The organism is Azospirillum mesophilum, assembly GCF_053470405.2.
In genome coordinates this window covers 178,032-202,068 of the sequence record NZ_JBPXMQ020000006.1, presented here as the reverse complement: position 1 = coordinate 202,068, position 24,037 = coordinate 178,032, and the positions used below count along the sequence as shown (strand labels likewise).

The following is a 24,037-nucleotide window of genomic DNA, read 5'->3' as shown; positions in this document are numbered from 1 at the left end:
AAATGCGATCCCACTGATCATGAGCCGGCGGCCATCATAATTCGGCCGCCGCCGGTTCGGGTTCGCGTGCGGATTTCTGGGCCAGACGCTCGTCCACGAGCTGGCCCACCAGGGTCACGAACTGGTCCGGCACCACCGGCGTGCGCAGGATGCGCGTGACGCCGGCCGCCGCGAAGGCCGCCCCCTCCAGGTCGCTGTCGGGGGTGGCGCAGACCAGGATCGGAATGCCCGGCGACGCCGCACCGAAGGCCCGCGCCAGCGTCAGCAGCCTCCAGGTCTGCGCCGCGGCGCTCTGTTCCAGGACCACGATGTCGAATCGCTCCGGCGCGATGGTGAACAGCGCCAGCCCGCGCCGGCTGCTGGACGAGGTCACGACCCGGAACCCCTGCATCCGCAGCAGCCGCCCGGCCATGCCCAGCATCGTCCGCTCGTCGCCGACCAGCAGCACGCGGCCGCGCCCGCGCTCCATGGCCCGATGCCCCAGTTCGGGGTCGTGGCGCGGCAGGTAGATGGAGAAGGATGTCCCCTCGCCGGGGGCGCTGACCACGTCGATGACGCCGCCATGGTCGGCGACGATGCCGTGCACGGCCGCCAGCCCCAGACCGGTCCCCTTGTCCACCGCCTTGGTGGTGAAGAAGGGCTCGAAGATGCGGTCGAGCAGCGCCGCCTCCATGCCGCAGCCGGTGTCGGCCACGGTCAGGCACAGGTAGCGGCCCGGATTCAGCCGCGCCCGCGCCAGCTCCTTCGGGGCACCGACGGAGGCGTGGGCCAGGGTGACCACGATCAGCCGGACGGGCTCTCCGCCGCCGCGCAGGTCGTCGCCGCCGATGGCGTCCACCGCGTTCTTGCACAGGTTGAGCACCACCTGATGAAGCTGCGTCGGCGCCGCCAGGATGGGCATCGGGCCGTCGTCGCACAGGAAGCGCAGCGTGATATCCAGCGGCACCGTCGGCTGGACGAGCTTCAGCGCCTCCTCGGCCACCTCGCGCAGGTCCACCACCTCCCGCCCGGCCTTTTCCTTGCGCGAGAAGGTCAGCAATTGCTGGACCAGCCCCTTGGCGCGCTGGGCGGCGATGGTCACCTGGGCGACGTCGTCGCGCACCTCCGTCCCGTCCGGCAGGCTGTCCAGCGCCAGATGGCTGTAGCCGAGGATGGCGGTCAGGATGTTGTTGAAGTCGTGGGCGATGCCGCCGGCCAGCACGCCGACCGCCTGCATCTTCTGGGCGCGGCGGATGTGCTCCTCCGCCTGGCGTCGCTCCGTCACGTCGTCGGCGGAGCCGATGAAGTTGGTGATCCGGCCATCGGCGTCCTTCACCGGCGCGATGGTGATCGCCGCCCAATAGAAGCCGCCATCGGCGCGCCGGGCCGGCAGCTCGCCCTGCCATGTGTCCCCGCCCGACAGGGCGCGCCACATCTCCCGGAACTGGCCGGTGCCGGGCTCGGCGAAGCTCCGCGCGAAGGCCTCCAGGTCGTGCACGTCGGCCGGATCGTGGCCGGTCATGGTGGCGAAGCGCGGGTTGATGTAGGCCACCTTGCCCATCGCGTCGGTGATGACGACGGCCACCGGGCTGCGCGCCACGGCCAGCGACAGGGTGCGCAGCGTATCCTCAGCACTCCGCGGCTCGGTAACGTCGCGGGCCACGGCGACCAGCCCCAGCAACTCTCCCGACGGCCCGTAATAGGGCGTCTTGATGGTCTCCAGAAGCACCGCGCGCCCGTCGCGGCAACGCACCGTCTCCTCCGCCCGGTGGGGCCGGCGGGAGCGCAGCACGTCCCGGTCATGCTCGCGGAAGCTGAGGGCGAGGTCTTGCGGGACGAGGTCGAAGTCGGTGCAGCCGACGACCTCCTCCTCCGCCTTGCCGATGAAATCCGCGAAGGCACGGTTGCAGCCCAGGAAGATGCTGTTCGGGTCCTTGAAGAAGATCAGGTCGGGGATGGAATCCAGCATCGCCCGCAGCAGCACCCGCTCCGCACAGTCCGACGCCTGCCCCGGCAGGGCGGCCCGGCAGCCGCGCAGATCCGTCACGTCGAATGCGTGGCTGACCGCGCGGGTCGCGCCGTCCGGCTGCGGGTGCAGGATGGTGACCGTTTGCCACCACAGCACCCGTCCATCGCCGCCGATCACGCGGTGGTCGAGATGGCGCACCCGGTCATGGCCGCAGGCCCGCGCCTTGACAATCTCCGCCGCGAAGCGTTCCCGGTCCAGTGGATGAAGGATATCGAAAAGCGACAGCCCCGGAGCGTTGGACGCACGCCCGAGCCGGTCGAGAATGGCGGACGACACGGCGTCGACCGGATAACCCGGCGTGTCGCGCCAGCGGACCACCAGCAGCGCCCCGTCAGGCTCCGGCCCACCGGTCTCCAAAAGGATGCCAGATTCCGGAAGGATCGCGTCCGCCGCCACCCGTGCTCACCCCGCCCCGATTGGACCCCCGCACGGACTCTACCCGCAGGCGAACGGGAACTGAAGCGTCACGGCATGGACGAAAGGATGGCGCGCGGATTGTCGCAGGAGCAGGGTCAGCGCACGGACACCACGCGGAAGGTCCGCTGCACCCCGTCATGTTCGGTGATGGAGACGTATTCCCCCTCCACCATGCGGTGGCGGTCGAAGCGGAAGATCGGTTCGTCGTCGTCCGTGTCGTCTTCGTCGTAATCGAACAGCCACGTCTTACCGCGATGGACCAGCCGGCCGTTCTGGTCGTCCTCGCCCCGCCAAAAGCGGTGGACCTTGCAGGCGTCCTTGTGGGCGCGCCATTCGTCGAGGTCCAGATGCCCGTCGCCGGTCAGCGGCGCGGTGAACTCGTAGCCATGGTCGGCGCTGCCCTCCGGGTGGTCGGGGGTGCGGGCCAGTTCCAGGCGGATGGTCTTGAGCGGCACGGGCGTTCGTCCTTTCGCGGCGGCCTTACGCTGCAACGGGGAGCGCCTCCTCCGCGCGCTCCCCGCCGTTTCCTCCCTTCCCCAACGGTGCCGGCGGCCCGGTTGTTCCGGCGCTCGCCGCGTCTCCCCAGAACCGTAAAGCTCCCCGTTTCCGCCTACATCGACGCGTGGTGCGACACGAAGCCGTCCAGGACCACGGTCAGCTGTTCGGCGTGCCGGGCCTGCCCATGGCTGCGGGCTTTTTCGATGTCGTCGCGGATGATGCGGGCGATCCGGCGGGATCCTTCGGGGGTGTGGATCAGGCAGCAGCCCAGTTCCACGGCCACCATCTCCGGCAGATGCTCATGCTCCGCGATGGCGTCGATCTCGTCTTCGGTCAGGTCGCTGAGAGCGATGCAATCGTTGATCGTCAACATGGCGCGTTCCCTTCCCCTGTGCCGGGCCGCAGCAGGGCGGCCCCCGTGGTTGTTCACCACCGGCGTGGAGGGCGCCTTCCGCAAAAGACAGCGCCGCGCGTCGGATCTGGGTGCCCGCCCCGGCGATGGCCCGGCCGAGAAGCGCCTAGTGGGCCATCAGGACAGGCAGGCTGGCGTGGTTCAGCACGTAGCGAGTCACGCCGCCCAGGATCAATTCCCGCATCCGGCTGTGCCCGTAGCCCCCCATGACGAGGAGGTCGGACCCAAGCTCCGTGGCCTTTGTGATGATGGTCTGGCCGACGGGTTCCGATCCCGGTTTCAATATAGTTAACTGAACGTTAACTCCATGCCAAGCCAGATAATCGGCCATGCGACGACCTGCCGCAGCTTGGGTGGCGGAGGTCTCGGCGGTCAGCACATGCACCGCCTCGGCCGTGCGGATGAAGGGCATCGCGGCGGCCAGCGCGCGGGCGGACTCGGGGCTGCCGTTCCAGGCGACGGTGACCTTGCGGCCGATGGTCGCCGGCAGGGCGCCGGGCACCAGCAGCAGCGGGCGGGCGGCGCCCAGCAGGGCGGTTTCCACCGTGGCGTAGGCCTGCGTGTCACTGTCCAGCCGGGTGTGGGCGAAGACCAGCAGGTCGGCGAGGCGCCCTTCCACCGGCACCACGTCCTCCACGCGCCCGACCACCTCGCGCCAGCGCGCCGACGGGCCTTCGATGCCGGAGGGCGCGTCGCGCAGTTCCACCTGGGCGTCCTGGACGACCGACTCGAATGTGCGCCGGGCGACCTGGAGGTGCGAGTTCGCCTCGCCCTCGGCGGCGCGCATGATCTCCTCGACCATGGCGCCCGACATGCCCTCGCCCAGCATGGGCACGGCGTCGCGCGGGTCGAGTTTCACGAACAGCGCGTCGACATGGGCGTCGAAGCCGCGTGCGACCTGCAAGGCGGCGTTCAGCGCCACCGGATCGCTGTCGGTGCCGGCCATCGGCACGAGAATCGTCTTCAGTGACATGTTCTCCCCCCGGGCCGTTTCCGCCGGCCCTTTTAGGACGGTGGTCAGGGGCACCGCGTCCAGCGCGGCAAGGCCATCGCACCGGGTTCATGCGGGCATTGTACCGCATCCGAAGGCGGTGCGCCCGTTTCCCCTGGAATTACGCCAGTCTTTCCAGCATGACCGCAAGCGTTTCCGCCGCATCCCTGCCAGCATCGACACGCAGCCACGTCATCGCTCCGATCTCGTAGGCATCCTGCCGGAGCACCACCTCGGCCGTCGCGTCGGAGGCGTCACCGCGCCGCGCCGACACGCGGGCGACGCGGACATCCAGCGGCGCTTCCAGCCACAGCCCGTCGAATCGGACGCCGGCCTCGCGCGCCGCGGCGGCGATGGCGGCGCGTTCCTCCGGCCGGGCGTGGACGGCGTCCACCACGGCGGCGTGCCCGGCCGCCAGCACCGCCCGCGCGCGCTCCACCAGATCCGCGTAGACAAGTGCGGTGACCTCCGGCCGGTAGGCCTCCGGCGGCAGGCGGTCCGTCTCCGCCACCCCGAACCGCCGCTTGCGCAGCACGTCGGAGCGCAGCACGACCGCCCCCGGCTCCGGGCCGAGCGCCGGTGCCACCGACCGCGCCAGCAGCGACTTGCCCGTGCCCGACAGCCCGCCGACCGCCACCAGCCGCGTCGGCGGCGGCTCCAGCGCGCGCAGGGCGTGGTCGAGATGGGCGACAGCCTCGCGCTCCAGCCCCGCCGCGACATCCCGGTCCGGCTGGACAGCGGCGGCGGCGGCCGCAACCTTCGCCCGGATGGCGGCGCGCGCCGACAGGAACAGGGGCAGCAGGGCAAGGCCGCCCACGTCCCCGGTCGCCTCGACATACCGGTTCAGCACGGCGTTGCCGAACCCGCGCAGGTCCCGCTGCTCCAGATCCATCAGCAGGAAGGCAAGGTCGTAAGCGACGTCGATCACGGCGAAGGACTCGTCGAACTCGATGCCGTCGAACAGGGTCGGCTTTCCATCGAGAAGCACGATGTTGCGCAGGTGCAGGTCACCGTGGCAGTGCCGCACGAATCCGGCCCGGCGTCGCTCCTCCATCAGAGGGGCGAGCCGCGCCAGCGCGTCGGCGGAGTGTTCGGCCAGCCGCTCCACCCGCTCCGGCGCGAACAGGGCGGGACGGTCGCGCAGTTCGGCGATGTTGCCCTCGACGACCGCGCGCATGGCCTCGGCCCCGCCGCCGTCCGGGCGGGGCTGCGCGCTTTGGTGGAAGGCCGCGACGGCGTCGGCGAGGTCGCGCATCAGCGCGTCGGTCAGGGCGCCCCGCTCCGCCATCCGGTCCAGCAACGCCTCGTCCGGGAAGCGCCGCATCACGACCACCCAGTCGAGCGCCACACCCTCACCGCCCAGCGCCAACCCGCCGTCGGCCCGCCGCACGACCGGCAGGACGTCCAGATACAGGGTCGGCGCGGTGCGCCGGTTCAGCGCCAGCTCGGCACGGCAGGCGGCCTCCCGCCGCTCCACCGTCGAGAAGTCCAGGTAGGGGTAGCGCACGGCGCGCTTCAGCTTGTAGGCGCGCTCGCCCGCCAGGAAAACCATGGCGGCGTGGGTGTCCACGCGCCGCACCGCCGCGTCGCCGTGGCTGCGCGGGTCGCCGAGGAAGGTCGCGACCTCCTCCTGCACGGGATCGGGGCGGGCCGGCTGCATGGGGCGAGTCTAGCACGTCCGTGGGCCAGGCATACGTCCTCTCCGGTTTGCCACGAAAGAAGGGATCCCATCTCCCCCATTGACGCGGGGCGATTGCGCCACGACATCAAGGAAGTAGCACGGATACCCGCTTGCAGCCGCGCGACGCGCACCCGTAATGACACAACTGTAACGGGGATGGGTCGTGTACGGTGGGCCGGGCCGTATTGTGATCGGGGCCGTAATGTAATCGGGAGTCTGCCGCCGTGGGTCGCAATTCCTGGTTCTGCTTCGTGGTGGCACTGGCGGCGGGCTTCGCGCTCGCGCATCCGGCGCGCGCCCAGGACGGCGCGGCGACCGGTGACCGGATCGGGAACTGGACGATCGGCGCGCTGGCCTACGCGACGGGCGAGCCCTCCGAACCCCGCGTCTCGGACCTCTACAGCAAGGTAAGGATCGGCACCTCGCTGCTTCCCAAGCTGGAGCCTTACGCCGACATCCGCCCCTGGGTGGCGGTGAACCCGCAGCCGGTGGACGGCAGCCTGCATGGTATGGGCGGCATTTTGATCGACGTGCCGCTCGGCTCTTTCGTCTTCACGCCCAGCGTCGGCGCCGGCACGCTGCCGCGGGCGACCCGCACGGCCCGCGACCCGAGCCCCACCATGGAGTTCCGCTCCCAACTCGAACTCGGTTACGAATTCGAGAACAAGTCGCGCTTCAGCCTCGGCTACAGCCGCATCGACACCACGGGTTCCCCGGCCGAATCCGGCAATTCGACGAACAACGTCTTCGGCTTTTACTACCGCCTGCCCATCGGCGCCCTTACCGGCCAATGACCCCGGCGCGATGGAATTTTGCGCCGCAATATAATCGTCATCGACTCACCGCGCGCTGGACTAGTCGCCAGGGCTGCGTGGAAGTCCTTCGAATTCTAGCCTTAACCCTATATTAAGAATGGCCGTTTCTATTGGCCATGGGATTACTGCCGGGGATCCGAACATGGCCACCAAGCGCAAGACCGCCACCACAAAGACCGCCACGAAGGCGGCCGAAACCGTCCAGTCGCCCGAAAACGCCGAGGCGCTCGCCACCGACACCGGTGCGGAAATCGTCCTGCGGACGAACTTCACGATCATCGAGCAGGACGCGGTCGCCCTGCTGCACGCCGCCAGCCTGCTGGTCGAGGCCGACACGCCGGAAAAGGCGAACTTTGCGCTCGACCACAATCTGCGCCTGTGGATCGCCATCAAGACGGTCCTCCAGAACGAGGAAAACACCCTCGATACGGAGGTGAAGGCCAACCTGCGCAATCTTGCGCAGTACGTCTACACCACCACCATGGAAGCGACCAAGGGCTCCATCGAGGCGCGCAAGCTGGTGTCGCTGTCGCGCATCAACATGCACATCGCCGAGGGCCTGCTGCGCGGCCAGCAGAACCGCATGGTCCAGGAACGCGCCTACGAGATTTGGGAGCGCGAGGGCCGTCCGGAAGGCCGCGAGATGGATCACTGGCTGCGCGCCGAGGCCGAGATCGCCGATCTGCTGAAGCAGCGCTGATCCGGCACCGCCGCCGAAGGTCTGGCCGTCGCAGGGCGGCCATTCCGCCAGGGCATGACCGCCCGCGTTGCGGCAACGTGACGCGGGCAGCTTCGCTTTGCTAGCATTCGCGGGTGACCGCTCCCTCGCTCTCCCCCGCCCGCCCGCACACCCGCGTGGACAACACGCCGCTCGGCATCGCCATGATGCTGGGGTCGGTGTTCGTGTTCTCGATGATGAACGTGCTGGTGAAGATCCTCGCCGACCGCTACCCGGTCGCCGAGGTGACCTTCTTCCGCAACGCCTTCGCGCTGCTTCCCGTCGGGCTTGCCGTCTCGCTTCAGGGCGGCTGGCGGTCCGGCCTGCGCACGCAGCGCCCGTGGGGCCATCTCTGGCGCTCGGTCATCGGCGTGACCTGCATGTCGCTGATGTTCTGGTCCTATCACCTGCTGCCGCTGGGCGACGCGGTGGCGCTGAACTTTTCCTCGCCCCTGTTCCTGACCGCGCTGTCGGTGCCGTTGCTGGGTGAGAAGGTGGGCATCCACCGGTGGAGCGCGGTGCTGGTCGGCTTCGCAGGCGTGCTGATCATGGTGCGGCCGAGCGGGGATTCGCTGCTGCACCTGGGCGCGCTGGTGGCGCTGGCGGCGGCCTTCACCCAATCCTTCGCCATGATCGCCATCCGGCAGCTGAGCAAGAGCGAGCCGCCGAACACCATCGTCCTCTACTTCACGGCCATCTCCACCCTGATCCTGGCGCTGGCGATGCCCTTCGTCTGGGTGACGCCGGACAACCTCGCCGACATCGGGTTGCTGGTGGCGATGGGGCTGCTGGGCGGCGGCGCGCAGCTTCTGCTCACCCGCGCCTACTCCCTGGCCCCGGCGGCGGTGGTGGCGCCGTTCAACTACGCCTCTCTGCTGTGGGCGGTGCTGTTCGGCTGGCTGCTGTGGAACGAGGTGCCGACCATCCAGCTCGCATTGGGCGCCTCCGTCGTCGCGGCGAGCGGCCTTTACATCCTGCACCGCGAAACCCGTAAGCGCCTGCCCGTCACCGAACCGGCTCCCGCCGGCGACGATTGAGCGTCGGCAAGGCGTGGACAGCCCGGCCCGGATCCGGCAGAAACGCGCGATGCCGATCCTTCCCCCCTTCCCCGCGCTCTCCAAAGACGCGAGCAGCCGGCTCGGCGCCGTCGACGTCGCGCGGGGCGTCGCCCTGCTCGCCATGGCGGCCTATCACGCATCCTGGGACCTGACCTTCCTGGGGCTGGCGCAATTCGATCTGCTGACCGACCCGCTGTGGCTGGCCGCGCGGACGGTGATCCTCGGCAGCTTCCTGCTGCTGGCCGGGGTGAGCCTCGTGCTGGCGACGGAGCGGGGGCTGGACCGCCGCCGCTTCCTGCGCCGCCTGTTCCTGCTGGTGCTGGCGGCGGGGGCGGTGTCTGGGGTGTCCTACGCGATGTTCCCGGACAGCCCGATCTTCTTCGGCGTGCTGCACCACATCGCGCTGGCGAGCGTGCTGGGCCTCGCCTTCGTCCGGCTGCCCTGGCCGGTGACGCTGGCGTTGGGGGCGGCGGTGATCGCCGTCGGCAAGACCGTGGCGCTGCCCCTGTTCGACGCGCCCTGGCTGCGCTGGGTCGGGCTGATGACCTACGCGCCGGAATCAAACGATTACGTGCCCCTGTTCCCCTGGTTCGGCGGCGTGCTGTTCGGCATCGCGCTGGGCCGCCTCTGGCGCCCACGAAAAGCGGCCGCGCCGCGCAACGCGTTCGGCCGCGGCTTCGCCTGGGCGGGGCGGCACAGCCTCCCCATCTACCTGATCCACCAGCCGCTGCTGTTCGGCGCTCTGTCGCTGGCGGCCCTCGGCATCGGAGTCGAGCCGCCGGACGTGCGGAACTTCCAGGAATCCTGCGCCGCCGCCTGCCTGAACAGCGGCGGCGAAACGGCGCAATGCACCGCCCGCTGCCGCTGCGTCACCGACGACCTCGCCCGCGCCGACCTGTGGACCGGCTTCATCAACGACCGGCTCACCACCAAGGAGCAGGCCTCGGTGAACGGCATCATCCAGCGCTGCTCAGACTCCAAATAGCTCAGGCCCGCCGCCGGCCCACCGTGTCGGCGACATGGGCGTTCCGTTGGCCAAGCGGCTTCTCGCCGCGCCCATCCTCGTCCGTGGTGTCGCGGGCGGTCTGGTGCTCGATCTCGGCGTTTAGCTCCGCCCCCATCAGGATCACGTAGGAGGTCAGGTTGAACCACAGCAGAAGAATGATGCCCGCACCGACCGACCCGTAGGTCTGGTTGTAGCTGCCGAAGTGGGAGACGTAGACCGAGAAACCGACCGACGCGAGGATCCAAAGGATCGTCGCGATGGCCGATCCCCAGGTCACCCAGCGCCATTTCGGCTCCCGCCGGTCGGGGCCGTAGCGGTACAGCACCGCAAGCACCACCATGATCGCCCCCGCCAGGATGGGCCAGCGCGCCAGACTCGCGATCCAGCCGATAGGCGTGTCCTTCAGCCCCAGCATAGTGATCACGGCTGGCACTGCCACGATCAGGCCCAGCGTCACGATGATGAACAGCAGCGCCGCGATGGTCATCGCCACCGAAATGAGCGCAAGCCGGAAGAAGCTGCGCCGCTCCTCCTCGCCATAGGCGATGTTCAGCGCGGTGATGAGCGAGTTGACCCCGCGCGACGCGCTCCACAGTGTCAGCACAAAGCCGAACAGCACGCCGAAGCCCAGCCCCTGCTTTGGCGCGGACGCCACGCTGTGCGCCTGGTCGCGCAGAACATTCAGCGCTTCTCCCGGCAACAGGCCGGCGAGTTGTTCAACCTGCCGCTCCACCCCCGCCGGGTCGAAGACGAGGCCGTAGATCGACACCAGCGCACCGATGGCCGGGAAGATGGCGAACAGCGCGTAGTAGGCTACGCCGGCTGCGACGATGGAGATGTTGTCTTTGCTCTGCTCCTCCCAGGTGCGCCAGAGGATGTCCTTCCAGCCCTCCTTGGGGATGTCCGTCGGCTTCTCGGCGCTGCGGCCCCGGCCGTCCCTCTCGGCGCCGCGGCCCCGGTCGTCCATCTGGACGCGCGGGTATTTGTAATGGTGGCGTCGGCTCAGTCCCAGCATGCCGGCGCCCCCTTACGCGACCGCTTCGCGCAGCGCGCCCACGCGATGGCGCACCGTCTCGATCTCGTGGAAATGGGCGCCGATGACCACCCGCAGCTCTTCCGGCAATTCCTCATGCAGGGCTTCGCGGAACAGCGCCAGGGCGTTGTCCACGCCGCGCTCCAGCCCCGCCAGAACCGCACCCCGCGACCGGGCGCCGCCCAACTCGCCGTGCAGGTCGCCCCAGACCGGGTGCACCTCCTCTTCGAACGCCGGCGCGCCGCCACGGCGCCGCAGTTCGTCGTCCAGCGCCGCGGCGCTGCGGTCGAACTGCGCGGCCACCTGGGTCAGGCGCGGCGTCAGCCCCGGATCGTCAAGCACCAGCTCGGCCTGCCGGAATCCGGTCGCTCCCTGCCGGCAGACCATGACGAGGTCGCTCAGCATGTTGCGGATGGTCCGGTCGTCAAGGAAGCCGGCCGGGCTGCCCGGCGCGGTCGTGGCGAGTTCGGGCGTGCGCGAGACGTTCCAGGCCAGCCACAACGCCCCGGCGGCCATGACGGCCAGCGGCCAGGGGTTGGAGCGGATGGCGCGGGCGATGCGCGTCGGGTTGCCCTGCGCCACATCGCGCACCACGTCGATGACGCCGCCCGACAGCTGGCCGGGGGACAGGCGGAACTCGATCTCGTCGAGCACCGAGTCCATCCGCGCGCGGATGGTGTGGATGTCCTGCTCGATCTCATCTTTCCCGCGTCGCCCGCGCGGGGGCGCCGGCGGGAGCGATGACGGGGACATGGACGATGACGGGGACGGGGGCGTGGGCTCTGCGCTACCCGTGTCGGCGTAAACGCGGGTGGCCCCACCCGTGTTTACATGCGTGTCCGTGGCTCGGTTCATGCCGGCGACTCCCCTCTTGAGGCTGCCGCCAAGCAACACGTACGAAAGGCGAAGGTTCCGCAGGCGCGAGACCGGCCAGGGCCGGCCACGCTCCCGCTCAAAGGGCTAAAGCACGTTCGCGGCGACGACGATTTCCACGCTGCCGCGCCAGATCATTTCCAGGGCCACATAGGCGATCACCGCAAGGCCGATGTAGGCAATCCAGTGGTACCGGTTCAGCAGCCGCGCGATGACGCTCGCCGCGGCCCCCATCAGACCGACCGACAGCAGAAGGCCAAGCGCCAGGATATAGGGATGCTCCCGCGCGGCGCCCGCCACGGCCAGCACGTTGTCGAGCGACATGGACACGTCGGCGACGATCACCTCCCACACCGCCGTCTTCACGGCTTTTCCGCCGCCGACAGGGGACGGCGCGTTGTCGGCGCCCTCCTCCTCCGCGACCAGGGCGGCGGCCATGGCCTCCTCCCGTTGGCCGCGCAGCTCGCGGAACAGCTTCCAGCAGACCCACAGCAGCAGAAGCCCGCCGGCGAAGGTCAGCCCGATGATGTTGAGAAGATGGGTGGTGACCAGCGCGAACAGGATGCGCAGCACCACGGCCGCCGAGATGCCCCAGAAGATCACTCGGGCCCGCTTTTCGCGGGCGACCCCGGCCGCGGCCATGCCGACGACGATGGCGTTGTCGCCCGCCAGCACAAGGTCGATCAGGACCACCTGACCAAGCGCGGCCAGCTGGGGAAGATACGTCTCTAGCACGGCCAATTTTCCTCAATCCGAGCGTGTGGCTGCCCTATTAGCCCCAAGGCGGCGCCCGGCGCAAGCTCGGTCGGCCGCAAGCCTGCGCCGCGTCCGGCACGGAGGTTGCGGTCGCTCCCCCCATTGGGTGAGCCCGTGCCCCGTTGCGCAGCTACAGGTTTTCTGTCGGAATGTCGGGCGCCAACAAGAAACCAAAGCGGACAACAATGAAAATCGGCCTCGTTCGCCACTTCGAAGTCGTCCTCGGCCTGCCGAGCCGGGAATGGATGACGCCGGAACAGATTTCCCAGTGGCTGAACGCGTATGACGGGGCGGAGATACGGCCGGGCGACGTCGACCTGGGCGGCATTCCGTGGACCCGCTGCATCTCCAGCGACTCGCCGCGCGCCTTCAAGACGGCCCAGGCGATCTTCCAGGGACCCATCGAGCCGACCCCGATGCTGCGCGAACCGGCGCTGAACCCGATCGCCCGGACCAACATCCGCATGCCCTTTCCGTTCTGGAAGATGATGCTGCGGATCGCCTGGCTGACCTCTCACCGGTCGCAGCTCGACGCAAAGACGGCCTTCCTCAACAACGTGAAGACCTTCGCCAACGACGTGGTGCCGACGATCACGGAAAACACGCTGGTCGTCGGCCACGCGGGCTTCATGATCTTCCTGCGCAAGGAACTGGTACGCCAGGGCTTCCGGGGTCCGAAGTTCCGCCTGCCGGAGAACGGAAAGCTCTACGTCTTCGAAAAGCCGGACCGCCACGGGCGGTGACGGCCCGGCGTCCCCTTCCCTCTACAGCGTTCCCGGATAGGCGCCGCCGTCCAGCAGCACGTTCTGCCCGGTCATGAAGCCGGCCTGGGCGGAGCAGAGGAAGGCGCACATCGCCCCGAATTCCGCCGGGTCGCCGAAGCGGCCGGACGGGTTGGTGGCGCGGCGGGCGGCCAGCTCCTCGTCGACGCTGCGGTTGGCGGCCTTGGCTGCCCCTTCCATGGTGGTGCGCAGGCGGTCGGTCTCGAAGGGGCCGGGCAGCAGGTTGTTGATGGTCACGTTGTGCCGCACCGTCTGGCGCGACAGCCCCGCGACGAAGCCGGTCAGCCCCGCCCGCGCCCCGTTGGACAGGCCGAGGTTGGAAATCGGCGCCTTCACGGCCGCGGAGGTGACGTTGACGATGCGCCCGAACCGGCGGGCCATCATGCCGTCCACCGTCGCCTTGATGAGGAAGATGGGGGTCAGCATGTTGGCCTCCACGGCGCGGATCCAGTGCTCCCGCTCCCACTCGTGGAAGTCGCCCGGCGGCGGGCCGCCCGCGTTGTTGACGAGGATGTCCGGCTCCGGACAGGCGGCGAGCGCCGCGGCGCGCCCCTCCTCCGTCGCGATGTCGCCGACGGCGGTGGTCACCGTGGCGCCGGTCGCCTTGCGGATTTCCTCGGCCGTCGCCTCCAGCAGGTCGCGGCCGCGCGCGGTGATGGTGACCTGCACGCCCTCGGCGGCAAGGGCTATCGCGCAGGCCTTACCCAGCCCCTTGCTGGCTGCGCAGACGATGGCGCGGCGACCGGCGATTCCCAGATCCATGCTCGTTCCCTCCCGGTTCGTTGTCCAGTTCCGCCAGCACCTCGCGGGCCAGCGGGACGGTCAGGGGACGGTGCGCGGCGAGCGACGCGCGGTCAAGCGCCGCCACGACCCGCCGCGCCGAATCGAGCGACCGCTCCATCCGGGTCAGCAGGTAGGTGATCAGGTCCATGCCCGGCCGCAGCTGGCGGTCGGCGAACAGCTTCACCAGCACCGCGGCAAGCAGCGCGTCGTCCGGCGCCTCCACCCCCACCGCGGGCGCCGCCTTGATGCGGGACCGCAGGTCGGGCAGCTTCGTCCGCCAGCGGGACGGCGGCTTGCGCGAGAGCAGCAGCAGATGGCCGCCCGAGTCGCGCGCGAGGTTGTAGAGGTGGAACAGCGCCTCCTCCTTCGCCGGCTTGCCGGCCACCCGGTCGGCGTCCTCGACCACCACCGCGTTGGCACGGGCGATCAAGGTTGGCAGGTCGGCCTCGTCCAGCGTCTCCCCATTGGCGATGGGGGCGTGGCTGCGCGCCCGCCAGACATGGCCCAGATGCGTCTTGCCGCAGCCGGCCGGCCCGTAGACGGTCAGCGCGGGCGCCGGCCAGCCGGGCCAGCGGTCGAGCCACGCCACCGCGTCGGCGTTGCTGGGCGCCACCAGGAAATCCTCGCACCCCATCGCCGCGCGGTGGCCGAGGTCGAGGGGAAGCTGCGCTGCGAGGCTCATGACGGCACGTTGCCCCGGTAATAGGGGCTCGCGAGATACTGGCCGAGCGCGAAGCGCGTCAAGACGCCGATCACCGCCGCGACCGGCACGGCCAGCAGCACGCCGACGAATCCGAACAGGCTGCCGCCGGCCAGCAGCGCGAAGATGACCCACACCGCGTGAAGCCCGACCTTCTCGCCCACCAGCTTGGGCGTCAGGACGTTGCCCTCCACCGCCTGCCCGAACAGGAAGATCGCGACCACCACGCCGACCCGCCACCAGTCGTCGAACTGCAGCAGCGCGAGCCCGGTGCTCGACACGAATCCGAACAGCGACCCGACATAGGGGATGAAGGACAGCAGGCCCGCCATCAACCCGATCACCAGCCCGAAGTCCAGCCCCGCCGCCGACAGGGCAACGGCGTAGAACACGCCCAGCACCAGGCAGACCAGCGCCTGCCCACGCACGAATCCGGCCAGCGTCTCGTCCACCTGCCGCGCCTGCTGGCGGATGGTGGCGGCGTGGTGCAGGGGCAGCCAGCTGTCCACCTTGGCGACCAGCAGGTCCCAGTCGCGCATCAGGTAGAAGGCCACGACCGGCGTGATGAACAGCACCGACAGCACGTCAAACAACGCCAGCCCGCCCGACAGGAGGCCCGTCAGCACCCGGCCGACCCAGCCGACCACCTCCCCGGCGTAGTTGCCGGCGGCCCCGCGCAGCCGCTCCACATCCTCCGGCGACAGGCGGTGGATCAGCCGGTCGAGCATCGGCAGGACGCGTTCCCGCATCGCCGCGCTGTAGCTGGGCAGAACCTCGATCAGGTGCGCCACCTGGGCCTGCACCAGCGGCACCAGCAGCAGCGTCAAAAGCACGAGGATGACCGCGAAGGACAACAGCACCAGCGTGGTGGCCAGCCAGCGGGGCAGCCGCCATCCCTCCAGCCGGTCCACCACGGGGTCGAGCAGATAGGCGACCGCCAGCCCCACCACGAAGGGCAGCAGCATGCCGGCCAGCAGCCACAGCGCCAGCGCGAACAGGCCAAGCCCGATCAGCCAGAAGCGGAGCTGCTTGCCCGGCGTCAAGGCACGCCCCCATGCCGGTTGAACAGCAGCCCGCCGCGATAGACGTAGGCCAAGCCCGACAGCACCGTCGTCACCGCGCAGGCCCAGGTCAGCAGCGGCACCAGCTCCATCCCGAACAGGTGGATGTCCGGCATGCCCAGCCCCGGCGGCAGCAGCACCGCCGCGGCCAGCGCGAGCTGCACCGCCGTGTTGATCTTGCTGATGTAGAGCGGCTGCATCGCCAGCGACTCCTTCAGCGTGTACAGCAGCATCACGCCGCCGATGATCATCACATCGCGGAACACCACCAGGATCACCAGCCACAGCGGCAGCGCGCCCACATGCCCCAGCGAGACGTAGACGCTGACCAGCAGCGCCTTGTCCGCGATGGGGTCCAGATAGGCGCCGAGCACCGTGCGGGCGCGGAACATGCGCGCCACCGCCCCGTCCACCGCGTCCGAGACACCGGCCCCGACGAACAGCCAGAAGGCCACGCCCAGCTCGCCCGCCAGGATGAAATAGACGGCGACGGGCACGGCCAGGATGCGGCCGAAGGTGATGATGTTCGGGATGCTCACCGCGGCCTCATTCGCCGTTGCACGGACCGTCCTGGGACGGATCTCAATGTTGCGGCTCTCAATAGCGGGGGGCACCCGTGGCGGGCAAGGTGCCCAGCACGCGCGGCGGCGCGCCCGGCGCCTCGACCGGACCGGCGCCGGCCCCGACACCACCCCCAACGCCGCTCATGGGCTGGGGCGCCGCCATCGGCTGGGGGGCGCCCATCGGCGCGGGCGACGCCATCGGGGCGACGCTTCCCGGCTGCACCACCTCGGCCCCGGCGCCGCGTGGCAGCACCTGCAACTGCCACTCCGACCCCGGCGCGGCGAGCTGGCCCGGCGCCGCCGCGACCGGAGTCGCCGCGGCACCGGTGCGGGTCAGTCCCAGGTCGCGGCGCGCCAGCGCCTGACGCAACCGGTCCACGTCGCCGCGATGGGTCAGGGCGACCAGCGCCTCGTAACGGCTCAGCGAGACCACGTCGGTGCGGGTGACGGCCTGCACGCCGGCCAGCCGCTTGCGCGTTTCGACCCAATCGTTCAGCCCTTGGAGCGGCACGCGCACCAGCGTGGCCTGTTCCGGCCCGGTCGCCATGGTGTTGTCGCGGCGCCAGGACTCGTCGATGGCGGTGGACACGAAGGTCACGGCGCGGTTCATGAAGTCGGCCGGACGGTCGGACGGGTCGGCCTTCACGTTGACCGCCTGCTGGTCGCGCGACCCGTCGGGCGCGTAGCGGGTGACCTCCACGGCCAGGGGGCGCGCGGTGTCCGGCCCTTTGGCGGGCATCTCCGTCTTGGCGACGATCACGCCGCCCGCGTTGTAGCGCTGGGCGATCCGGGCGAGCGCCTCCGGGTTGCCGGCCAGCGCCTCGTTCACGCCGATGGCCGAGATGTCCGGCAACTCGCCGTCCGGCACCACCAGCGGCACCAGCGAGCCGCCGGCCGACCGGCCTTCCCACGCCTCGCGCCACGCCGTGCGGTCTTCCCACAGCACGGGGCGCCCGTCGGTCACGGTGATCGGCAGCACGACGAAGGGCCGCGCCGGCGGCTCCACATACTGCTGCGCGGCCATGCCCAGCGACTCGCGCACCGCGTTGGGGCGGAAGCGCACCGTGATGGTGCCGAGGTAGCGCGTGGCCGAGACCTTCTCGTCGTCGATCTCGAAGCCCTGGACCAGCCGGGCGAGGTCGTTGTCGGAGACCTTCGGCGCGCTCGTCGCCGACGGGACGAGGCGCTTGTACATCTCGTTCCAGGCCTTCACCTGCGCCTCGCGGATCGCCTGATCGCGGGCGGCGTTGGCGTTGGCCGCGCTGACGTCCACCTTCACGCCCGACACCGTGTAGCCGTCCGCCGCCAGCGCGGCGTTCGGCGACGTGCCCGGAGCGGCGGCCGGCGCAGCCCCGGCCGGCGCCGCAGCGGCCGCCGTGGGCGGGGCGGCACCCGGCGCTTGCGCCCCGGCGGGACCGGCCGGAACGGCCAGGGTCACGAGGGCGGCAGCCACAACAACGGGGGCGAAGCCCGCAAACAGCGGCGCGCGGCGGCGGTGGAGCATTGCAATGCCTTCCGATTCGAGTATGTTCGGCCCGTTCCGATGGCCCGGCTGGTGAGACGGCCCGGCTAAGGTGGCAAAGGTATATAGCTCAGCCCAAGCGAGGATACCATCAGCACCCAGTCTAATAACACGTCCGACGCCTACAAGCAGGCCGGCGTGGACATCGACGCGGGCAACGCGCTCGTTGACGCGATCAAACCGCTCGCCCGTTCCACCGCGCGCCCGGGGTCCGACGCCGGGCTGGGCGGATTCGGCGCTCTGTTCGACCTGCGCGCGGCCGGGTATCGCGACCCGCTGCTGGTCGCGACCACGGACGGCGTCGGCACGAAGCTGAAGGTCGCCATCCTGGCGAACAAGCACGACACGGTGGGCATCGACCTCGTGGCGATGTGCGTGAACGACCTCGTCGTGCAGGGTGCGGAGCCGCTGCTGTTCCTCGACTATTACGCCACGGGCAAGCTGGACGTGACCGCCGGCCGCGCCATCGTCGCCGGCATCGCCGAAGGCTGCCGTCAGGCCGGCTGCGCGCTGGTCGGCGGCGAGACGGCCGAGATGCCCGGCATGTATTCGGAAGGCGACTACGACCTCGCCGGCTTCTCCGTCGGCGCCGTGGAGCGCGAGAACGCGCTGACCGGCTCCGCCGTGCAGGCGGGCGACGTGGTGCTCGGCCTTGCCTCCTCGGGCGTGCACTCCAACGGCTATTCGCTGGTGCGCAAGCTGGTGGAGAAGTCGGGCCTCGGCTACGACTCGCCCTGCCCCTGGGATGGGTCGAAGACGCTGGGCGACGCCCTGCTGACCCCGACGCGCATCTATGTGAAGAGCACGCTGGCCGCCGTCCGCGCCGGCACGGTGCGGGCGATGGCCCACATCACCGGCGGCGGCCTGATCGAGAACATCCCGCGCGTCCTGCCGGACGGGCTGGGCGTGACGCTCGACGCCGCCGCGTGGCCGCTGCCCCCGGTCTTCCACTGGCTGATGACGACGGGCGGGCTGACGCCGCTGGACATGGCGCGCACCTTCAACACCGGCCTCGGCATGGTCGTCGTCGTCCCGGCGGACAAGGCGAGCCAAGCCACCGAGATCCTGACCCAGGGCGGCGAGACCGTCTTCACCGTCGGCACCGTTCACGCGGTCAAGGACGGCGAGGCCCGCGTCACCGTCACCGGCATGGACGCGGCATGGCGCGCCTAAAAATTGGCGTCCTGATCTCCGGGCGCGGCAGCAACCTGCAGGCGTTGATCGACGCCTGCGCCGCCCCGGACTTTCCGGCTGACATCGCGTTGGTGCTCTCCAACAAGGCCGATGCCTACGGCCTGGAGCGCGCCGCCAAGGCCGGCGTGCCGGTCGCGGTGGTCAGCCACCGCGACTTCCCCGGCGACAAGCGGGCCTTCGAGGAAGCGATGGACGCCCGCCTGCGCGAGGCTGGCGTCGAGCTGGTTTGCCTCGCCGGCTTCATGCGGCTGCTGTCGCCCTGGTTCGTCGGGCAGTGGCAGGACCGGCTGATCAACATCCACCCCTCGCTGCTTCCCTCCTTCAAGGGGCTGGACACGCACGAGCGGGCCATCGCCGCCGGGGTGCGCTTCCACGGCTGCACGGTCCATTACGTGCGTCCGGAGATGGACGAGGGTCCGATCATCGTGCAGGCGGCGGTTCCCGTCCTGCCCGGCGACGACGCCCACACTCTGTCCGACCGGGTGCTGGAGTCGGAACACCGAATCTACCCGCAGGCCGTCCGCCTGATCGCCGAGGGCCGCGCCCGCGTCGAGGGCGACCGCGTTCTGCTGTCCGGCCCGACGCCGGCCCTGTCCGCCGTGGTCAACCCGCCGGCTTGAGCGGAGCCCTTGCCGGAACCGTTCGCGGTCCCCACATTCCCCGCCGGATCAACGACCCAATCGCAAGGGGGGAGAAATGGCGGTCATGGATCATGGACTGGAGCAGGGGCACAACCCGGTCAGCGACGAACTGGTGCGCGAACACGCCGCCGGCTGGCACGCCTTCACCCGCTTCCTGACCTTCGGGACGGCCGGCGTGGTCGTCCTGCTGATCCTGATGGCGATTTTCCTGCTGTAAGCGCCGGATAGAGGGTCCGTGTGTTGAGGTGATTGTTCACCGCCGTTGCATACCGACCCGCGGCGGACGAAACGTCCAAAGCCCCTCTCCCTTGAGGGGAGAGGGGTTGGGGTGAGGGTGAAACGTCGACAACGGAAGAACGTCGGCTTTTTCCGCCCTCCGGGCGTAACGACCCCTCATCCCAACCCTTCTCCCCCAAGGGGAGAAGGGCTTTTTCAATAGGCCCCCGCCGAAACCCAACACACGCTGCAATGCGAAGCTGTTGGGTTTCGCTGGCGCTCAACCCAACCTACAAAAACTCCCGCTCACTGGCCCGGCAGGCGGCCCATCAGCAGGTCGCGCATTTCGCCGGCCAGGGCGTGCACCTGATCTTCCCAACCGCTCTGGCCCGCCTGGATCGCGTACATGACGTGGGTGGCCAGATGGATCAGGCCCGCGCGGACGCAATCCTCCGGCTCGAAGTCCAGGCCCAGCGTATCGCGCAGGAACTGCCCGAGCTGGTCAGGGGAGTTCCAGGGATGCACCACCACCGTGCTGAAGCCGCTGGTGCCCAGGAACACCGCGTTCAGCGCCGTCGCCTGGGCGTTGATCGCGTCGATGGCCTGATCCTGGTCGATGGTGTCCGCCAGGACCTGCTGGAAGGCGTCGAGGCATTGGTCGACATAGCCGCGCACCAGCAGTTCCACCACGCCCGGTTCACCGAGGTCGTTCCGGCCCTGCACGAGCGGCGGCAGCGGCTCCAGAAGAGCGGCGACGATCGGCTTGGTGTCCTGGCGTTCCATCGGGGTACTCCTAGCGGTTGATTCCCCGAATACTCGACTTTTCCACGCCTGTCCACGGGGCTGTGCCGATCGCCAGGGACAAGTTCGAGACCAACCGCAAACGCAAAAAGCAAAGGGCCGCCCCGAATGGGACGGCCCCTCGCAAAACCAGAAAACCGGATGGCTGAATTCAGCCGACCAGTTCGATGCCGGAGAAGAAGAAGGCGATCTCCTGGGCGGCGGTCTCCGGAGCGTCGGAGCCATGCACCGAGTTGGCCTCGATCGACTCGGCGAACTCCTTGCGGATGGTGCCCTCGGCGGCGTTGGCCGGGTTGGTGGCGCCCATGATCTCGCGGTTGCGGGCGATGGCGTTCTCGCCTTCCAGCACCTGCAGGACGACCGGGCCGGAGATCATGAAGGAGACGAGGTCGTTGAAGAACGGACGCTCGCGATGCACGCCGTAGAACTGCTCGGCCTGGGCCTTCGACAGCTGGACGCGCTTCTGCGCGACGATGCGCAGGCCGCCGTCTTCGAACTTGGCGTTGATCTTGCCGGTCAGGTTGCGGCGGGTGGCATCGGGCTTGATGATCGAGAGGGTCCGTTCGACGGCCATGGCGGTGGGCTCCTGCAGAGATGCGTTTTAGGCGCCGCGCGATTGGCCGGGGCGCCGGTTGCGCGGGGTTATATAGGCGCTTTTCAATCACGGCAACCCGTTTGGCACGCCAACCCGTTCGGCGCGGCAGCCGCCGTGGATGGTCGTGGCAGGGCAGCCATAAGGGCAAAGCCGACCGGTGTCCCTTCAAATCGGGGCCGGGCTCGTGCTACACCGGCACCCGACATGCTGCACATCAACGACCTGACGTTCCGCTATGGCGGACGCGTGATTTTCGACCGCGCCACCGCGGTCGTGTCGAAGGGCCATCGCGTGGCGCTGGTCGGCCGCAACGGCACGGGAAAGTCCACGCTCCTGAAGCTCGTCGCCGGCCAGCTCCAGACGGACGCCGGGGCGATCACCGTGCCCACCGGCACGAAGATCGGCATGGTCGCGCAGGAGGCGCCGAGCGGCGCCGTCAGCCTGCTTGACGCCGTGCTGGCCGCCGACACGGAGCGCACCGCCCTGCTGGCGGAGGCGGAGACCGCCACCGACCCCATGCGCATCGGCGAGATCCACGCCCGGCTGGCCGACATCGAGGCGCACTCCGCCCCGTCGCGCGCCGCGCAGGTCCTCTCCGGCCTCGGCTTCGATGCGGAGTCGCACCAGCGCCCCTGCTCCGACTTCTCCGGCGGCTGGCGGATGCGCGTGGCGCTGGCCGGCGTGCTGTTCGCGCGGCCGGATCTGCTGCTGCTCGACGAGCCGACCAACCACCTCGACCTCGAAGCCACCCTGTGGCTGGAGAGCTATCTCAAGAACTACCCGCACACGATCCTGCTGGTCAGCCACGACCGCGACCTCTTGAACTCGGTCCCCACCACGACCATCCATGTGGACCAGGGCAAGCTGGTGACCTACGCCGGCAACTACGACCAGTTCCTGAAGCAGCGCCGCGCCAACCAGGAGCGGCTGCAGGCCATGGCGACCAAGCAGGAGGCCAAGCGCAAGCACATGATGGCCTTCGTGGAGCGCTTCCGCTACAAGGCCACCAAGGCCCGCCAGGCGCAAAGCCGCCTGAAGGCGCTGGAGAAGCTGGAGTCCATCACGCTGATGGAGGACGACGCCGAAGTCGTCTTCAACTTCCCCCAGCCCGAGGAAATGCCCCCGCCCCTGATCGCGCTGGACGGCGTCACCATCGGCTACGGCGAGCGGGCGATCCTTCGCCGCGTGAACCTGCGCATCGACATGGACGACCGCATCGCGCTGCTGGGCGCCAACGGCAACGGCAAGTCCACGCTGGTCAAGCTGCTGGCCGGCCGGCTGGAGGCCATGGCCGGCGAGATGCGGCGGCCCAACAAGCTGCGCGTCGGCTATTTCGCCCAGCACCAGCAGGACGAATTGGACCTGTCGCTCACCCCCATCCAGCAGACCCAGCGCATCATGCCGCTGGCGCCGGAGGAGAAGGTGCGCGCCCACCTCGGCCGATTCGGCTTCCAGCAGAGCAAGGCGGAAACGCGCATCGCCGACCTGTCGGGCGGCGAGAAGGCGCGCCTGCTGCTGGCGCTGATGAGCCGCGAGGCGCCGCACATCCTGATGCTGGACGAACCGACGAACCATCTGGACGTCGACAGCCGTGAGGCCCTGATCGAAGCCATCAACGGTTTCGAGGGCGCCGTCATCCTCATCAGCCACGACCCGCACCTGATCGAGCTGACCGCCGACCGGCTGCTGCTGGTGGCCGACGGCACGGTCCAGCCCTACGACGGCGACCTGGACGATTACCGCAAGTTCCTGCTGGACCGCGCACGGGCCGAACGCGCCGGCGCCAGGGGCGACGCCGCCGACTCCGGCCCCAGCCGCAAGGACCAGCGCCGCGCGGCCGCCGAAGCGCGCGCCACGCTGGCGCCCCTGAAGAAGAAGGCCGGCGACGCCGAGGCCCTGGTCAACAAGCTGACCGAGGAGAAGGGCAAGATCGAATCGAAGCTCGCCGACCCCACCCTCTACAGCGGCCCCAGCGACAAGCTGCAAAAGCTTCAGATCGACCTGGGCGTGGTGGAGAAGAAGCTCGCCGCCGCCGAGGAAAGCTGGCTGGAGTTCCTGGAAGCCTACGAGTCCGCGGCTGCGGAGGCCGGCGTATGAGCGCGTCCCGCGACGTGCCCTACACCGAGTCGGCCGCGCCGGAGGAGGCGGAGGAACGCACATCCGCCGTTCCGGAGGAACGCACATCAGACGTCCTGGCGGCCTTCCGCGACAACCTGCCGGGCGAGCGCGTGTCGCTCGGCAACCTGATCGCGGCCCTGGGCGACCGCTCGCTGGGCACCATCCTGCTGGCCTTGTCGCTGCCGACCGTGGCGCCGGTGCCGCTGGGCGTGTCCTGCCTGTTCGACCTGCCGATCCTGCTGTTCTCCGCCCAGATGGCCTTCGGCCGGCGCGGGGCCGCCCTGCCAGACTGGCTGCTGCGCCGTTCCGTCGGCCATGGCATGGCGCGGCGCATGATCGACGCCGCCATGCCACGGCTGACCGGCATCGAGCGGATGCTGAAGCCGCGCCTGCCCCGCTTCGCCACCATCGACGGGGAACGCTGGTTCGGCTTCCTCATTCTGCTGCTGTCGCTGACCTGCGTGGTGCCGCTGCCCCTCACCGGCTGGCTGCCGGGCTTCGCGCTGGTGCTGCTGTCGCTGGGCCTGATCGAGCGCGACGGGGCGGCCATCGCCGTCAGTCTCGGCCTGACCGTCGCCGCGCTGGTGTTCTTCGCGCTGGTCGCGAGCGGCCTTTCCTACGCTGGTCAAGAGCTTTTTGCCTTAGCCCCATCGACATAACCCCCGACCTTCCTGCGGGTTGCAGGGGGGTGGAGGATGCGACATAAGTGCCCTTACGGGATCGTTAGGTTCGGGACCCCCGGCGGCTCTTGCTTGTTTAGCCCCCGGGGCAAAAATCGCTCAACAGCCAACGGCG

Annotated in this window: 25 protein-coding genes; 10 read left to right on the top strand and 15 right to left on the bottom strand. The window is 69.6% G+C overall.

Annotated features, from left to right (window positions below; translation table 11 throughout):
• Positions 1 to 34 precede the first annotated feature (34 nt).
• The 5 genes from ACSVC7_RS09315 to ACSVC7_RS09295 all read right to left on the bottom strand — a co-directional run bounded on the left by ACSVC7_RS09315 (position 35) and on the right by ACSVC7_RS09295 (position 5,986).
• Positions 35 to 2,404 carry a PAS domain-containing sensor histidine kinase gene (locus tag ACSVC7_RS09315; protein WP_448205511.1) on the bottom strand — a complete coding sequence of 790 codons (2,370 nt, stop codon included), beginning with the start codon at positions 2,402 to 2,404 and terminating at the stop codon, positions 35 to 37.
• A 116-nt stretch (positions 2,405 to 2,520) separates the two neighbouring features.
• Complete coding sequence (locus ACSVC7_RS09310; protein ID WP_448205512.1) at positions 2,521 to 2,880, bottom strand: hypothetical protein; 360 nt, start codon at positions 2,878 to 2,880, stop codon at positions 2,521 to 2,523.
• 155 nt (positions 2,881 to 3,035) lie between these two features.
• Entirely contained in the window at positions 3,036 to 3,296 is a 261-nt protein-coding gene (locus tag ACSVC7_RS09305) for a hypothetical protein (protein ID WP_448205513.1), read from the bottom strand.
• A 145-nt stretch (positions 3,297 to 3,441) separates the two neighbouring features.
• Positions 3,442 to 4,308, bottom strand: coding sequence for a universal stress protein (locus ACSVC7_RS09300; protein ID WP_448205514.1), 867 nt, complete (start codon positions 4,306 to 4,308; stop codon positions 3,442 to 3,444).
• Between the two features lie 139 nt (positions 4,309 to 4,447).
• Positions 4,448 to 5,986: a bifunctional aminoglycoside phosphotransferase/ATP-binding protein gene (locus tag ACSVC7_RS09295; RefSeq protein ID WP_448205515.1), complete on the bottom strand. Its 1,539-nt coding sequence runs from the start codon at positions 5,984 to 5,986 to the stop codon at positions 4,448 to 4,450.
• A gap of 245 nt (positions 5,987 to 6,231) precedes the next feature.
• On the opposite strand from ACSVC7_RS09295, the gene ACSVC7_RS09290 reads away from it, so the two are divergent.
• The 4 genes from ACSVC7_RS09290 to ACSVC7_RS09275 all read left to right on the top strand — a co-directional run bounded on the left by ACSVC7_RS09290 (position 6,232) and on the right by ACSVC7_RS09275 (position 9,583).
• Positions 6,232 to 6,801: a hypothetical protein gene (locus tag ACSVC7_RS09290; protein WP_448205516.1), complete on the top strand. Its 570-nt coding sequence runs from the start codon at positions 6,232 to 6,234 to the stop codon at positions 6,799 to 6,801.
• 163 nt (positions 6,802 to 6,964) lie between these two features.
• Positions 6,965 to 7,522, top strand: a complete 558-nt coding sequence (locus ACSVC7_RS09285) for a DUF2934 domain-containing protein (protein WP_448205517.1) — start codon at positions 6,965 to 6,967, stop codon at positions 7,520 to 7,522.
• A gap of 113 nt (positions 7,523 to 7,635) precedes the next feature.
• Positions 7,636 to 8,577, top strand: a complete 942-nt coding sequence (locus tag ACSVC7_RS09280) for a DMT family transporter (protein ID WP_448205518.1) — start codon at positions 7,636 to 7,638, stop codon at positions 8,575 to 8,577.
• A 49-nt stretch (positions 8,578 to 8,626) separates the two neighbouring features.
• Positions 8,627 to 9,583 carry an acetyltransferase domain-containing protein gene (locus ACSVC7_RS09275; protein WP_448205519.1) on the top strand — a complete coding sequence of 319 codons (957 nt, stop codon included), beginning with the start codon at positions 8,627 to 8,629 and terminating at the stop codon, positions 9,581 to 9,583.
• A gap of 1 nt (position 9,584) precedes the next feature.
• On the opposite strand, the gene ACSVC7_RS09270 is transcribed toward ACSVC7_RS09275, so the two are convergent.
• From ACSVC7_RS09270 to ACSVC7_RS09260, 3 genes are all read right to left on the bottom strand, one after another.
• Positions 9,585 to 10,619: a YihY/virulence factor BrkB family protein gene (locus ACSVC7_RS09270; protein WP_448205520.1), complete on the bottom strand. Its 1,035-nt coding sequence runs from the start codon at positions 10,617 to 10,619 to the stop codon at positions 9,585 to 9,587.
• 12 nt (positions 10,620 to 10,631) lie between these two features.
• Positions 10,632 to 11,390, bottom strand: a complete 759-nt coding sequence (locus ACSVC7_RS09265; protein ID WP_448205521.1) for a DUF2383 domain-containing protein — start codon at positions 11,388 to 11,390, stop codon at positions 10,632 to 10,634.
• Positions 11,391 to 11,597: 207 nt separating this feature from the next.
• Positions 11,598 to 12,245: a TerC family protein gene (locus ACSVC7_RS09260; RefSeq protein ID WP_448205522.1), complete on the bottom strand. Its 648-nt coding sequence runs from the start codon at positions 12,243 to 12,245 to the stop codon at positions 11,598 to 11,600.
• A gap of 206 nt (positions 12,246 to 12,451) precedes the next feature.
• Here ACSVC7_RS09260 and ACSVC7_RS09255 point away from each other — a divergent pair, with 206 nt between their 5' ends.
• Complete coding sequence (locus ACSVC7_RS09255; protein WP_448205523.1) at positions 12,452 to 13,009, top strand: histidine phosphatase family protein; 558 nt, start codon at positions 12,452 to 12,454, stop codon at positions 13,007 to 13,009.
• Between the two features lie 21 nt (positions 13,010 to 13,030).
• Here ACSVC7_RS09255 and ACSVC7_RS09250 read toward each other — a convergent pair whose 3' ends face one another.
• The 5 genes from ACSVC7_RS09250 to ACSVC7_RS09230 are packed head-to-tail and all read right to left on the bottom strand — an operon-like array spanning position 13,031 to position 17,659.
• A complete protein-coding gene (locus ACSVC7_RS09250) occupies positions 13,031 to 13,810 on the bottom strand; it encodes an SDR family oxidoreductase (RefSeq protein WP_448205524.1) in 780 nt (259 codons plus the stop codon).
• Entirely contained in the window at positions 13,749 to 14,513 is a 765-nt protein-coding gene (locus tag ACSVC7_RS09245; protein WP_448205525.1) for an HdaA/DnaA family protein, read from the bottom strand. Before ACSVC7_RS09245 ends, ACSVC7_RS09250 begins: the two co-directional genes overlap by 62 nt.
• Positions 14,510 to 15,574, bottom strand: a complete 1,065-nt coding sequence (locus ACSVC7_RS09240; RefSeq protein WP_448205526.1) for an AI-2E family transporter — start codon at positions 15,572 to 15,574, stop codon at positions 14,510 to 14,512. The genes ACSVC7_RS09245 and ACSVC7_RS09240 overlap by 4 nt, the downstream gene beginning before the upstream one ends.
• Positions 15,571 to 16,131, bottom strand: coding sequence for a CDP-alcohol phosphatidyltransferase family protein (locus tag ACSVC7_RS09235; RefSeq protein ID WP_448205527.1), 561 nt, complete (start codon positions 16,129 to 16,131; stop codon positions 15,571 to 15,573). The genes ACSVC7_RS09240 and ACSVC7_RS09235 overlap by 4 nt, the downstream gene beginning before the upstream one ends.
• 58 nt (positions 16,132 to 16,189) lie before the next feature.
• Positions 16,190 to 17,659, bottom strand: coding sequence for a DUF2066 domain-containing protein (locus ACSVC7_RS09230; RefSeq protein WP_448205528.1), 1,470 nt, complete (start codon positions 17,657 to 17,659; stop codon positions 16,190 to 16,192).
• Between the two features lie 156 nt (positions 17,660 to 17,815).
• On the opposite strand from ACSVC7_RS09230, the gene purM reads away from it, so the two are divergent.
• The 3 genes from purM to ACSVC7_RS09215 all read left to right on the top strand — a co-directional run bounded on the left by purM (position 17,816) and on the right by ACSVC7_RS09215 (position 19,729).
• The gene (gene purM, locus ACSVC7_RS09225) at positions 17,816 to 18,850 is read left to right on the top strand and encodes a phosphoribosylformylglycinamidine cyclo-ligase (RefSeq protein ID WP_448205529.1); all 1,035 of its coding nucleotides are present in this window, start codon (positions 17,816 to 17,818) and stop codon (positions 18,848 to 18,850) included.
• A complete protein-coding gene (gene purN, locus ACSVC7_RS09220) occupies positions 18,838 to 19,491 on the top strand; it encodes a phosphoribosylglycinamide formyltransferase (RefSeq protein WP_448205530.1) in 654 nt (217 codons plus the stop codon). The genes purM and purN overlap by 13 nt, the downstream gene beginning before the upstream one ends.
• An 85-nt stretch (positions 19,492 to 19,576) precedes the next feature.
• A complete protein-coding gene (locus ACSVC7_RS09215) occupies positions 19,577 to 19,729 on the top strand; it encodes an aa3-type cytochrome c oxidase subunit IV (protein ID WP_448205531.1) in 153 nt (50 codons plus the stop codon).
• A 305-nt stretch (positions 19,730 to 20,034) separates the two neighbouring features.
• On the opposite strand, the gene ACSVC7_RS09210 is transcribed toward ACSVC7_RS09215, so the two are convergent.
• Complete coding sequence (locus ACSVC7_RS09210; RefSeq protein ID WP_448205532.1) at positions 20,035 to 20,511, bottom strand: hypothetical protein; 477 nt, start codon at positions 20,509 to 20,511, stop codon at positions 20,035 to 20,037.
• Positions 20,512 to 20,680: 169 nt separating this feature from the next.
• Complete coding sequence (gene ndk, locus ACSVC7_RS09205; RefSeq protein WP_448205533.1) at positions 20,681 to 21,103, bottom strand: nucleoside-diphosphate kinase; 423 nt, start codon at positions 21,101 to 21,103, stop codon at positions 20,681 to 20,683.
• A 225-nt stretch (positions 21,104 to 21,328) separates the two neighbouring features.
• Here ndk and ACSVC7_RS09200 point away from each other — a divergent pair, with 225 nt between their 5' ends.
• Both ACSVC7_RS09200 and ACSVC7_RS09195 read left to right on the top strand, forming a co-directional pair.
• Positions 21,329 to 23,221: an ABC-F family ATP-binding cassette domain-containing protein gene (locus tag ACSVC7_RS09200; protein WP_448205534.1), complete on the top strand. Its 1,893-nt coding sequence runs from the start codon at positions 21,329 to 21,331 to the stop codon at positions 23,219 to 23,221.
• A complete protein-coding gene (locus ACSVC7_RS09195) occupies positions 23,218 to 23,901 on the top strand; it encodes an exopolysaccharide biosynthesis protein (RefSeq protein ID WP_448205535.1) in 684 nt (227 codons plus the stop codon). The genes ACSVC7_RS09200 and ACSVC7_RS09195 overlap by 4 nt, the downstream gene beginning before the upstream one ends.
• Positions 23,902 to 24,037 lie beyond the last annotated feature (136 nt).